The organism is Arthrobacter sp. MA-N2, from assembly GCF_000517125.1.
GTDB classification, from domain to species: Bacteria; Actinomycetota; Actinomycetes; order Actinomycetales; family Micrococcaceae; genus Arthrobacter; species Arthrobacter methylotrophus.
Window position 1 is genome coordinate 1,735,883 of the sequence record NZ_KI912155.1, and the last position, 12,004, is coordinate 1,747,886.

Below are 12,004 nucleotides of genomic sequence, written 5' to 3' on the forward strand. Positions count from 1 at the left end.
TCCCCAGCCCGCCCCTCACTGCTGCTCTTGGATCAGCTCGTAGGGCTGAGCTCGGAGACCAGAACTTCGCGGCGTTCGGCGGTGGCCTTCAGGTCGACCGTCAGCTGGCCGTTGACCTCCTTGAGGACCACGCCGTAGTCCCGGGCTGCCGCCTCCGCGGTCGTGAAGCCGTCCAGCACGTCCTCCAGGACCTTCAGCGGGTCCCTTCGATGCGGGTCGCCGAAGCCTCCACCGCTGGGCACGGTGATCTGGAGGGAGTCTCCTGCCAGCAGCTGGCGGCCGGTGACCTTGGAGGGCCAGGACTCTTCGCCCGCCCGGCCGGGGTTCTTCACGAGCGATCCGTTGAGGCCCTCATGCCCGCCGAAGGCGCCCCACGGTACATCCGACTCGTGGCGTTCACCCTCGCAAGTGATCGCGGTGTCGGTCAGGAACGTATTCTCGCGGATGATGCCAATGCCGCCGCGGAACTCCCCGGCCGCTGCCGGCTCGGAACGCAGTTCATAGCGGTCGGTGCGCATCGGGAACCGCCACTCGAGCTCCTCGATCGGGTTGTTGCGGGTGTTGGCGATGAGGTTGTCCACGGAGTCCGGCCCGTCGCTGGTGGCGCGTCCGCCGTAGGAGCCCTCGTTGACCTCGAGGTAAACCCAGTACTCGCCCTGCTTCTCGTCCCATCCGGAGTAGGAGATGAAGTGGATGTGGGCGGAGTTGCCGGCGGTGACCCGTTCGGGGATAACGGGGGCGAGGGCCCGCAGGGCCAGGTCGACGGCGCGCTGCACTTGGGAGAACCGCGAGAAGGTCGCCGCCGGGTACTTCGGGTTGAAGATGGTGCCTTCCGGGGCGATCACCTTCAACGGCTTGAGCATGCCCTCGTTCTGGGGCACGAACACCGGGAAGGCGACCTCGTCCAGGAACATCATGCGGGTGATGAACGTGAACGCCGAGACGGTGGTGCCCTCGAAAGCGCAGTTGTAGGCGGTGGGTACTTGTTCGGACGATCCGGTCAGGTCGTAGGTGATCTCGTCACCCTCGACAATCACCTTCACGACGATCGGCAGCTTCTTGCCGTAGTTGCGGCCGTCGTCGTCCAGGTAGCCGACCTCTGTCTCGTAGACGCCGTCGGGGATCTTGGCGATCTCCTGGCGCAGCATCCGCTCGGAGTAGTCGATCCAGCTCTGGCCGGCCTCACGCACCGCGCCAAAACCGTAGCGTTCGATGAGGGCGGTGTAGCGGGTCTTGGCCAACTCGCAGGCGGCGATCATGGCCTGGAAATCGCCCTCGTTGGAGGTGGGCGTCCGGGTGTTGTTAAGGATGTGCCGGATCAGTGACTCCTGGCGTACGCCCTTCTCGGAGATCTTGACCGCCCGGAAAATGGTGCCCTCGGACTGGATGTCCTGGATGTCCACCATCAGCCCGGAGTACGCGCCGCCATTGTCGATCAGCTGGCCGGAGGCGCCGGCGAAGCCGACGAGCTCCCCGTCGTGGAAGATCGGTTCGATGATCGCCACATCGGGGGAGTGCGTGGCGCCCAGATACGGATCGTTGTGCAGGATGATGTCACCGTCGTGGATGTCGTCGCCGAGCACCGAGATCACGCCCTTGACGATCTTGGGCATGGAGCCCATGAACATTGGCGTGGAGTCGGACTCGGCCAGCACGTTGCCGTCCTTGTCGAACAGGCCTGCGCCGAGGTCCTCGGACTCGCGGATGATCGAGGAGTAAGCCATGCGGAACAGCACCGAGGCCATTTCCTTGGCCGCTGAGTTCAAGGCGCCGCCGATCACGCGCATCAGGATCGGGGTGGCCAGTTTCTCGGCGCTCTGGGCGGCGGCCGGGCAGTCGATGACGAGGTTGCCGGCTGCGTCCACCGTTCCGGAGAATCCCGGAGGAATAACCGTCGTGGAGTCGTACTGCTCGATGATGGCGGGGCCGGCGAAGGCGATTCCCACGCCCATCCTGTCGCGATCATAGAAGCCGGTGTCCAAGGTGACTGGCTTGCCATCTTGTTCAAAGGTCACCGGGCGTGTTTCCACCAGGGCATCTTTGAGGGAACCGGACTTGGTCGCTTCCGGCGTGGGCAGGTCATCCATCACCGCGCTGGCCTCGACCCGGATGTTAATGACCTCCACGGTGCCGTTCTTGAAGCGGTGGCCGTACTCCTCAAAGTGGGCGTCGTGGAAGGCTGCCTCGGCCTTTTCCAGCCAGACCTGATTGACCGGACCGGCGGGGGCGGTGAAGCGGATCTCGTATCCCTGGCCCTCGTAGCGCGCGTCGGCGAGCCATTCAAGCTTGCGCCGTTCGGCCGGGACGTCCTCGGCATCGAGCTGGGCGTTGGCGTCACGCTCCAACTGCTCGTAGGAGGCCTGGATGGCGGCAGGATCCGCGTTGGCGAAGGTGAACCGCCTGGTGGCGACGAACTCATATTTCTCGTCAGTGGCCAGCAGACCGGTGGCGGCGATGATGCCGGGGTGGGCCGGGATCAGAACCTTCGGGACCTCCAGTTCAGCTGCGATCTCGCAGGCGAACAGCGCTCCGGCACCCCCGGCGGCGACGAGGGTGAAGTCGCGAGGATCGTAGCCGCGGCGCACGGAGTTCTGCTCGATCGCCTGCGTCATGCCGAACTTCTGGATCTGCAGGGCGCCGAGGGCTGCCTGGTCCACGGACATGTTGAGCTTTTCCGCGAGCCCTTCCATCGCTTTTCGGGCGCCATCGAGATCCAGATCCATGCCTGAGCCTGCCAGGACGCGGTCAGGACGCATGCGGCCCAGCAACATCTGGGCGTCGGTCGATGTCGGCTCCGTCCCGCCGCGGCCGTAGCAGACCGGGCCCGGGACAGCTCCCGCCGACTGGGGACCGACGCGGAAGACCCCGCCGGCGTCGACGTAGGCGATGGAACCGCCGCCGGCCCCAATGGTGTCGATGTCCACCATGGGGACCATTGCCTGGTGGTCGCCGATCTTGGTGTCCAGCAGGTGACGCATGCGCAGTTCACCCTGGTAGGCCACACCGATGTCCGCCGAGGTACCCCCGATGTCCAGGGTGACGACATTGTCGAAGCCGGATTGGCGACCGGCCCACATGCCGCCGATCAGGCCGCCGACCGGTCCGGACATCATCAGGGTGACGGGCCGCTTGGCAGCCTCCTTGATCGGAACCATACCGCCGGAGGACTGCATCAGCAGGATCTCCCGCTTGTAGCCCAAGCCCTCAGCCTGCTCCTGCAAGCGGTGCAGGTAACGCGAGACCCTGGGGCCGACGTAAGCATTCAGCGCCGTGGTGGAGAACCGCTCGTATTCGCGGTACAAGGGCACGATCTCGCTGGAAAGGGACAGGTAAGCCTCGGGGAACTCCTCCGCGACGATCTCCCCGATCCGCTGCTCGTGGGCGGGGTTCAGATAGGAGTGCAGCAGGCAAACGGCGATGGCTTCGACGCCGGCCGCCTGCAGTTCGCGCACGCGCTCCCGGACCTCGTCCTCGTCCAGGGGAACCAGGACGTCGCCGTTCGGCGCGGTGATGCGCTCCTTGACGGTGAGCCGATGGCGGCGCTTGATCAGGGGCTTGGTCTGCCAAGGCAGATCCTGCTGGAGGGAGAAGTTGTACGGCTTCTTGTGACGGGCAATGTGCAGGATGTCCCGGAAGCCCTCGGTGGTGATCATCCCGACCTCGGCGCCGGTGTGCGTCAGCGCGGTGTTCGTGGCGACCGTGGTCCCGTGCACCAGCTGGTCGATCTCCGAAAGCGAGACCCCGGCCTTCGCGCAGAGTTTTATGATGCCGTTGACCACGGCCTCGGAAGGGTCGTGAGGGGTCGAGGGAACCTTTTCCACAACGGCGATGCGCTGATCGTCGTCCGAGAAATACAAGTCGGTGAAGGTACCGCCGACGTCTACTCCGATGCGCTTCATAATGGGTCCTTTCGGAAGTGAGGCTCAGGACTGCGTTGAAGGGGAAAGCCTGGGTGGGCCTCTCGGCCATTAGGCGAGCCCCGGTTTGGAGTCCACTGGGGTTAGACCGCAAATCAGTGTGCTGTAGATCACAAAGTTGCTTACTAAGCAATGTAGTTCCCGTGGGAGCAACATGCAATGGCTGGCCGATCTTTTTTTGAGGCACCTCCTTTGTCCATTCAAGCCGGATGTGGGGAATTCCGGGCAATCTAAAAAAGGGATTGCATGTTGCACATTCAGCAACTACTGTGATGGCACAGCAACAAATTGCGGACAGGGGAAATCCGGTCCCGAGAGAGTGGAGACAGCCATGACAACAGAGACGTTCAACGACATCGAAGCCCGGCTTGCAGCAGTGCTGGAGGAGGCGTTCGCAGCAGGCACGGACATCTACAACGAGCGAGGCTTCAGGCGTCGGATCGGCTACGGCAACCGCCCCGCCGTCATTCACATCGACCTCGCGAACGCGTGGACCCGTCCGGGCCACCCGTTCAGCTGCCCGGGCATGGAGACGATCATCCCGAACGTCCAGCGGATCAACGAGGCCGCGCGCGCCAAGGGTGTCCCGGTCTTCTACACCACCAACGTGTATCGCAACCGCGATGCCACCTCCGGGACGAACGACATGGGCCTGTGGTACTCGAAGATCCCCACGGAGACCCTTCCGGCGGATTCCTACTGGGCGCAGATCGACGACCGCATTGCGCCCGCGGAGGGCGAGGTCGTGATCGAGAAGAATCGCGCCTCGGCGTTCCCGGGGACGAACCTCGAGCTCTTCCTGACCTCCAACCGTGTCGACACCCTGATCGTGACCGGTGCGACCGCCGCCGGGTGCGTGCGCCACACCGTCGAGGACGCCATCGCGAAGGGCTTCCGCCCGATCATCCCCCGGGAGACCATCGGCGACCGCGTCCCGGGGGTCGTGCAGTGGAACCTCTACGACATCGACAACAAGTTCGGTGACGTGGAGTCCACTGATTCGGTGGTGGAATACCTGAACGGCCTCCCGCAGTTCGAGGACACAGTCCCGAAGACCCTCTCGGATCCCCAGCCCGAGGTGGCGGCCCCCGCGGATCCGGCCTGAGCCGCACCGCACCCTCGGAGCCCCGCGGTCCGGCATCCGCGGCCTGATTGGATCCTCACACTACGGCGCGGTCCTGGATCTCCTGGATCGCGCCGTGGCGTGCACAAGCACCTGGAGAGGGAGAACTCATGCTGGGCCTACAACCCACTCCTGACAAACCGCAAGGGGCGGCAGCATCGCTGCTCAACGGTCTGACGGTCCTCGAAGCCTTCTCCGTCGCCAAGCGATCGCTCCTTGGCGTCACGGAGATCTCCGAACTCGTCGGCCTGCACAAAAGCACCGTCTCCCGGATGCTCACCGGCCTGGACGACGCCGGATACGTGCAGCGCGATGAAGACACCGGGCGATACCGCCTCGGACTCGGGATGATCGGCCTGGCGGGACCGCTGCTGGCCGAACTCGGCGTCCGCCGTGCTGCGTTGCCCCATCTCGAAGAACTCACCGAAGCCACCGGCGAGACGGCCGCGATCGCCGTCTGGAACGGCACCAACGCGATCGTTGTGGAACAGACGGCGAGCCCCCATCAGGTCAAGCACAGCGCGGCGATCGGCACGCGCTATAACAAGTTCGCCAGCTCTTCAGTCCGCGTGTTCCTCGCCGAACTGCCGCCCGAAGAGACGGACCGCCTTCTGGCTGGCCAGACCGTGCTGCGAGAAGGCTACCTCGGACTCGAGGACGCGGCCCATGAACAGCTGGCGGGCGTTCGGGAACAAGGCTTCGCCGTCAACGACGGCGAGACCACCTACGAGGAATACGGGGTGTCCGCCCCCGTGCGGGACTACCGTGGCGCCGTCGTCGGCTGCATCACGGCGAGTGCACCCCGGGCCCGGGTGCAGCATCAGCAGAGTCAGTTCCTCCTGCGCGAAGCCGTGCTGGAGGCCGCTCGGCGCGTGTCGACACGGCTAGGCAGCCGGCCGGGGGAAACAAATCCAATGTGCTGACTGGCTCACGTCACATCCGGGGAAGCCTGCCAGCCCAAACGGTTGGAGACTTCCGAGGCGGCATGTTGCACGGCTTGAACCACGGCGTCCCTGCTGGCGAGCTTGTGCACGCGGGAGCGGGGAGCGGATGCGGTGATGCAACCAACCACTTTGCCCCGGTAATCCCGAACCGGAGCAGAGACACCAAACTCCTCCTCGGTAGTGTAACCGTCGTTGACGGCGTAAGCCTGACGGGCCACTTCCTGCAGGTGGGTGGTGTAGTCAACTGGCAAACCGTCTCCCGCCGTTCGCAGTATCTTCCCGGATTCGATCAGTTCGGTCGCGAGGGCGGGCGCCAGCTCAGCCAGGAAGACCCGCACCGAAGAACTTTCGAATTTGTTGTACCGGGTTCCGATGGTGGCAGTGTGTTTGACCTGATAGGGGCTGGCAACCTGTTCCACGACGATCGCCTCGTAGCCGTTCCAGACGGAAATGGCGCTGGTCTCTTGGGTTCTTTCGGTCAACTGCTCCAAATATGGAAGCGCAGCACGGCGGACATCCAGGTCCGCCAGCAAAGGGCCGGACAAAGCAAGGAGACCGAGCCCGAGCCGATACCGTCCAGTCTCCTCATCCCGCTGCACATATCCAGCTTCTGCTAAACCGCTAAGAATGCGCGAGACCGTGCTCTTGTGGAGTCCAACGCGCTGAGCAACCTCAGTCACACCAAGAACCGGATTCTGAACGGAAAAGGCTTCCAGCACGGCAAGACCATTCAACAGCGACGCCGCCGCTCCCTGAACCTGCCCGTTGTCCTGCCTCGGCCTGCCTGCCATCTGCGTCCTTTCGCGCGACGTGACCATCCCGCCACTCCTTGGCCATCATATGACGCAGTCCAGGCGCAGACACGGAGGGGCGACGCCCCCTTGAGCCCCTTAGCGGGATCTACAAACTCACGTAACTCCGCGGACCCAGCGGAATCATCGTGATGCTCGCCGAGAAACCGAAGGAAGACTGACGCCCGGCTCAGCCCAAGTAGCCCGTGTCGCTAGCCTCAGGCCGATGTGATGTACGGTGCGCGGCACTCCAAGCGCAGGACGAAGGCTACGACGCCTACCTCATCGCGACTATTCCGGACACCGGGTACGAGGAGATCCGCTCACGGTCGACATCTTGGTCATCGTTTTCCTCGACCAGGGGATCTCCCGGGTGGACGACGTGCCGGCCGGCATCGGCAAAGATCCAGGAGCCGTCATTACAGCTCAAACCAGGGCTACTAGTAGATGCAGCCAACGCCACATTCAGGCTGAGGCACGTGAAGTGGCACTTGGAACAGCAACACCTTGACGGCGCAACCCACGTCGATATGACACAGCGCCCTGCTGCCTCTGGCTGCGCACGACGACTTCGACCATCCCGAGGAACTGATGAGCCCCGTAAACAAATCCCGCCCGACCAAGGCTGAACGCACCGCCCAGGCACGGGAAAAAGCCCGCGCAATCCGCGAAGCACAGATAAAGAAGGACACACGCAAAAAGCTCCTTGTCGGTTGGGGCATCGTTGCTGCCGCTGTGGCAATCATCACGGTCATCGCCCTCGTGGTGACCAGCAGCATCCAGCAAAACGCGCCTATCGCCGATCAAGGCCCCACACCGGCCAACGCCAACTTGCACGGCGGCGTGACGCTGCTGGCGAAGACCGAAGTTGTGAAGTCAGAACCGGCCACCGTCAACGTGACCGATGTACCGGCCTCTGCGGGCACGAAAGCCGCCACTGTGACGGTCCCCGGTGGCGAAGCTGAGGCTGGAAAGCCCGTCAAGGTCATCGCGTACATCGACTTCATCTGCCCAGCTTGCAAACAAATCGAAACCGCCAACCGTGAGTCGCTTACGAACCTACGCAATGAAGGGAGAATCTCCCTCGAGTTCCGCCCGGTCGGGTTCTTGGATCAAAGGTCTACCACCAACTACTCCTCCCGTGCAGCCAATGCGGCTGCTTGCGTAGTGAACTCCTCGCCGGAGAAATACGTCGACTTCTTCAACCTGCTCTTCGAACGCCAGCCTGCTGAAGGCGGATCGGGCATCCCCGACAAGGACCTCAAGGCCATGGCAAAGGAAGTCGGCGCAGCGAACATCGACTCCTGCGTCGACAGCAAACAATTCCGTCCCTGGGTTAAGCACTCCACCCGGGCCGGCGCAGCAGCCGGCATCACAAGCACGCCCGCCGTATTCATCGAGGGCAAGCAATGGAACGGCAGGACCAACCTCACCACCGACATCCAAACAGCGATTGATGCAAAGAAAAAGGCCTCCTGAATTGACGGCGGGTTCCGGACGTTGCTTGTCTGCAACGCTGACTCCAGAGCCGTCCTCGTCTCCGTCATGATTCAGCCGCACTGCGCTACTAATCCATGACTGGCTGGCCTCGGCCATCGGATACTCCCGGGCCAGCCAGGCACCACCTTTGTGTGGGTTCATCAGAAAGTGCTGGGGCCCGTCCTGTTTGGCGTGCAGACTAGGGCAACAACGGGCCCCAGCATCAACTGGTTAGCTAAGACCAGCCTTCACCCCGCTCGGGGAGCCAACCGCTCCGGCGCTTCACGGTTCGGCATCGCTTGGTCCTTCCACTCTCTCGACAGGCAGGCATGACGACGCAGGAATCCATGCAGACGCCAGAGCGGGTTCATGACGGTGCGGGCGGGGAAGGGGCGGGGGAAGGAAGGGGCAGACGCACGGGAAGGATCGCGCGCGATCTAGCGGCTGTCTTAAGGGAAGTCGGTCGACAATCCCTGTGGCCAGGAGGCCAAGCAAACCCGGCCATATGGTCATCGGTACAGCATCGCACCCGCCAAGAGCCGGTGCCCAAATGGCAAGACTGCATGGATCCCCTCCGCTCAGGGATCATTTAGTTCATCAGCTGGATTCCGGAACAGGCCACTGAAATCAAGGTTCCCCGGTTTCAAGAACTTCCCAGCCCTGCAAACTGATGCACGAAAGGTGTGGAGAAGTAGAACTTCTCCACACCTTTCGTGGTGCTGCCGGGTCTTGCTGGTACCGCTTATGCTGTCTGGTTCCGGTTCCTGCGGCGGTATAGGAAGGTGCCGCCGGCTGCCAGGCCGGCCACGCCGATCATGCCTGCGGCGGCTGCGCCGACTTGCTCGCTGATCATGGGGACCGCAGCAATCACGGGGGTTCTGTACTGCAGCGTGGTCAGTCCGCCCTTGATGGTGTTGTTGGTCCCGGTGCTATTGGTCATGTTGAACACGCCGTCGCTGTAGAGGGTGTTCTCTGCTGCCGAAGCAGCGACAGCTACGGGCGTGGTGAACTTCACCGCGCTTATCTGACCGTTAGCGGCTGCCGGGATGGTGATGTTCCCGTTGCAGGTCATGTTCTTGTTGCCGTTGGACAGGGTGCAGTTCGTGAATACCGGGCTGGAGCCTGCCGATTGCACTCCCCCAACAATGTCGGTCCCCCAGACCTGGTTACTGGTAAACGTCGAGTTGGCCGGAGCAGTCAAATACAGCGTCACGTTACCCGTTTCAGCCGCGCTCCACGTGTTCTCAACAGTGGCCCCCACATCACCGGTCCCTCCCGGCGGGATAGTGTTCGCCGCGTTCACCTTAGGGGCCTCGGACTCAACCTTCGCCACAACATTCACGTCCAGCGTGCCGTCCTTGATCTCGTAGGCCTCGCCGGTGGCATGGTCTGTGTACTGCATCACTGCGGCCGCGGAGTACGTCCCCGGGGTCGCCGTGGGGCTCACCGTGACCTGCGGCGAGAATCGGAACAAGTCGTTAGTGGGCCAACCGCTGCTCGCTGAACCAGAAGCGGATCCCCCGGTGCAGGTGAGGGTGGTCCCGCCACCGCCGACGGTGCATCCGCTCAGTTTGAGGTCGTTCGCTGCATAGCTTGTCCCGTCGGAGGAGTACGACGTCGGAACGGTGGACTGATCCGGGAACGTTGTACCGGCCGGGGCATAGAACGTTATGGTGGGAACCGACCCCGATTCGCGGATTTCACCCGGGCTACCGGTGTTCTTGTACGTCCAGTTAAGCGTGGTCGTCTGGCCTTGGACGGCTTGTACAACCGTCGGCTGGTTCTGCCCGATAAATGTGACGGCGAATGCCGGTGATGCCATTGCAACAGACCCCGCGGCAAGGGACGCAACGGCAAGCAAGGGCCCTACCACCCGTCCAGCACGCCTTTTAGTGATACTTTTCATAATCTTCCCTCTGGTTTTGTCCGGGCCACCTCAGACCCGGCCCGTCTGATTCATGGATACCGATCCCCTGACGGGGCGGCCATTAGCTAGTAACCAGTCGGAGCAGATTGTGACGGAGCCCGGCCACTGGCCAGCACCGTTCACCATCAGAGAGAAATCGTGCGCAGACAGCGGGTCTGGACAGGTCAAGGGGCCGCGGATAAGGCCGCAGCTGACCGGATAGGCATAGAACGGCCCCGTCTGCAGCGGAACGACCCAATTGCTCTTAGGGGGGCGACGGCGGCTGCCCGGCCGTCCTTGATGGTCGGGTCGAAAGCGGCACTGGAGGTGATCGACCCGCACGCAGATGCCGCTGCGCTGGCCGCCGCAGCAGTGCCGATCAGGCGCTGGGCAAGTACGTTGATTTCGGCCGTGGTGACGGTTCCGGGGGATTAGGCCCGGTTGAATCCAGAGCGAACTGGTAGACACCGGGCACCGGCCAATGCGCGGATGGTCACCATTTACGGTCCCAACCACGAAATGGTCGTGCGAGATGTGGGCCGTCACACATTTAGTTGACAAAACAAGTATTAGTGCCAAGCTAAATGCATACGCATATATAAATGCGTATCACGGGAGCGTGGACACGACCGTGACCGCAATCGCTTACAGATTGGACTGACTCATGCAGCTCGAGAACAAGGTCGCATTCATCACCGGCGGCGGATCGGGGCTCGGTCTCGCCACCGCAAAGACCTTCATCGCGGAAGGTGCGAAGGTCATGATCTTCGACTTCAACCCCAAGTCCCAGGAAGTCGCCGACGAGATCGGCGCGAAGTTCGTCCAGGGCGACGTTTCAAAGGCCGAGAGCGTCGAGGCCGCCGTCGCGAAGACGGTCGAGGAGTTTGGCAGCCTTCACATTGCCGTCGCCTCGGCGGGTGTCGGCGGCGAGGGCGACGTCGTCACCTCGACCGTCGAAAACTGGGAGCGCACCAATGGCATCGACTACTCAGGGGTGTTCTATACGAACAAGTACGTCATCGAGCAGCTCCTGAAACAGGGCGACGGCGGCGTGGTTGTCAACCTTGCTTCGATGTTCGGTCTCGTGGCCGTCTCGAACAACATTGCTTACTCGGCCTCGAAGGGCGGCGTTGTCAATATGACCCGCGCAGCCGGGACGATGTACGCCAAGGAGGGTATCCGGGTGAACGCGGTGGCTCCGGGGGTCATCCGTACCCCGCTCATTGACGAGCCGACCCTGGAGCAGTATGCAAACCTCCACCCGGCCGGTCGCGTTGGCGAGGCGCAGGAGGTCGCCGACCTCATCACCTTCCTCGCGAGCGACAAGGCGAAGTTCATCACCGGCGCGATCATTCCGATCGACGGCGGCTATACGGCCGTCTAATACGAAGCCAGCAGCATCTGGGCGCGTCCCCGCCATCTCAGGGGCGCGCCGCGTTTCCAGGAACTCGCTCGGCTTCGGGTGTCTGGTGATAATTGAAGATGCCGGCTATGTGCCGTGGGATGTTCACAAACCTCGCCCGATGCCATGCCCTTGTGGCACCAGGACAAGGACATGCTCACTCGGTTGACCAACCTCGGACGCTGACCGCCACAGCCACGGCCGCTCCGCCGCACCCATGGCCGTCGCCGCCTGCACGCACGGCAACCTTGCGCTGGCCGAACTACAGGCCCTCCCGAACGAAGGACACTTCGCGGCGGCACTGGAATGGGCAGAACCCGCGACCCCGGCGGTGCAAGACCTTTAGGGTCCAATCATGGACGGCCGGCATGGAAGGTTAAGCCATCTGAGTCATACGGAGTGCCTGTCAGGGCTTCATTTAGCAATCCCATCCGGCCCGGTG

Annotated in this window: 10 protein-coding genes; 6 read left to right on the top strand and 4 right to left on the bottom strand. The window is 63.0% G+C overall.

All coding sequences use genetic code 11. The features are described from left to right. Positions 1-32 precede the first annotated feature (32 nt). Entirely contained in the window at positions 33-3,899 is a 3,867-nt protein-coding gene (locus A3M3_RS0108865) for a hydantoinase B/oxoprolinase family protein (RefSeq protein ID WP_028266027.1), read from the bottom strand. A gap of 349 nt (positions 3,900-4,248) precedes the next feature. Here A3M3_RS0108865 and A3M3_RS0108870 point away from each other — a divergent pair, with 349 nt between their 5' ends. Both A3M3_RS0108870 and A3M3_RS0108875 read left to right on the top strand, forming a co-directional pair. Continuing rightward, complete coding sequence (locus A3M3_RS0108870) at positions 4,249-5,022, top strand: N-carbamoylsarcosine amidohydrolase (RefSeq protein WP_028266028.1); 774 nt, start codon at positions 4,249-4,251, stop codon at positions 5,020-5,022. Between the two features lie 128 nt (positions 5,023-5,150). Beyond that, on the top strand, positions 5,151-5,963 hold the full coding sequence (locus tag A3M3_RS0108875) for an IclR family transcriptional regulator (protein WP_028266029.1): 813 nt from the start codon (positions 5,151-5,153) through the stop codon (positions 5,961-5,963). Between the two features lie 5 nt (positions 5,964-5,968). Here A3M3_RS0108875 and A3M3_RS0108880 read toward each other — a convergent pair whose 3' ends face one another. Together A3M3_RS0108880 and A3M3_RS28010 are read right to left on the bottom strand one after the other, a co-directional pair. After that, entirely contained in the window at positions 5,969-6,802 is an 834-nt protein-coding gene (locus A3M3_RS0108880) for an IclR family transcriptional regulator (RefSeq protein WP_035741535.1), read from the bottom strand. Positions 6,803-7,052: 250 nt separating this feature from the next. Next, a complete protein-coding gene (locus A3M3_RS28010) occupies positions 7,053-7,205 on the bottom strand; it encodes a hypothetical protein (protein WP_155854345.1) in 153 nt (50 codons plus the stop codon). A 161-nt stretch (positions 7,206-7,366) separates the two neighbouring features. Here A3M3_RS28010 and A3M3_RS0108885 point away from each other — a divergent pair, with 161 nt between their 5' ends. Beyond that, complete coding sequence (locus A3M3_RS0108885; RefSeq protein WP_028266031.1) at positions 7,367-8,254, top strand: DsbA family protein; 888 nt, start codon at positions 7,367-7,369, stop codon at positions 8,252-8,254. A 742-nt stretch (positions 8,255-8,996) separates the two neighbouring features. Here A3M3_RS0108885 and A3M3_RS0108890 read toward each other — a convergent pair. Continuing rightward, on the bottom strand, positions 8,997-10,076 hold the full coding sequence (locus A3M3_RS0108890; protein WP_155854346.1) for a hypothetical protein: 1,080 nt from the start codon (positions 10,074-10,076) through the stop codon (positions 8,997-8,999). A gap of 384 nt (positions 10,077-10,460) precedes the next feature. Between A3M3_RS0108890 and A3M3_RS29255 the strand changes: the two genes are divergently transcribed. The 3 genes from A3M3_RS29255 (at position 10,461) to A3M3_RS29260 (ending at position 11,908) form a co-directional block, all read left to right on the top strand. Then, complete coding sequence (locus tag A3M3_RS29255; protein ID WP_269317252.1) at positions 10,461-10,595, top strand: hypothetical protein; 135 nt, start codon at positions 10,461-10,463, stop codon at positions 10,593-10,595. A gap of 229 nt (positions 10,596-10,824) precedes the next feature. Then, positions 10,825-11,544 carry an SDR family NAD(P)-dependent oxidoreductase gene (locus tag A3M3_RS0108900; RefSeq protein WP_028266033.1) on the top strand — a complete coding sequence of 240 codons (720 nt, stop codon included), beginning with the start codon at positions 10,825-10,827 and terminating at the stop codon, positions 11,542-11,544. Positions 11,545-11,779: 235 nt separating this feature from the next. After that, the gene (locus A3M3_RS29260) at positions 11,780-11,908 is read left to right on the top strand and encodes a hypothetical protein (protein ID WP_269317253.1); all 129 of its coding nucleotides are present in this window, start codon (positions 11,780-11,782) and stop codon (positions 11,906-11,908) included. The last annotated feature ends 96 nt before the right edge of the window (positions 11,909-12,004 follow it).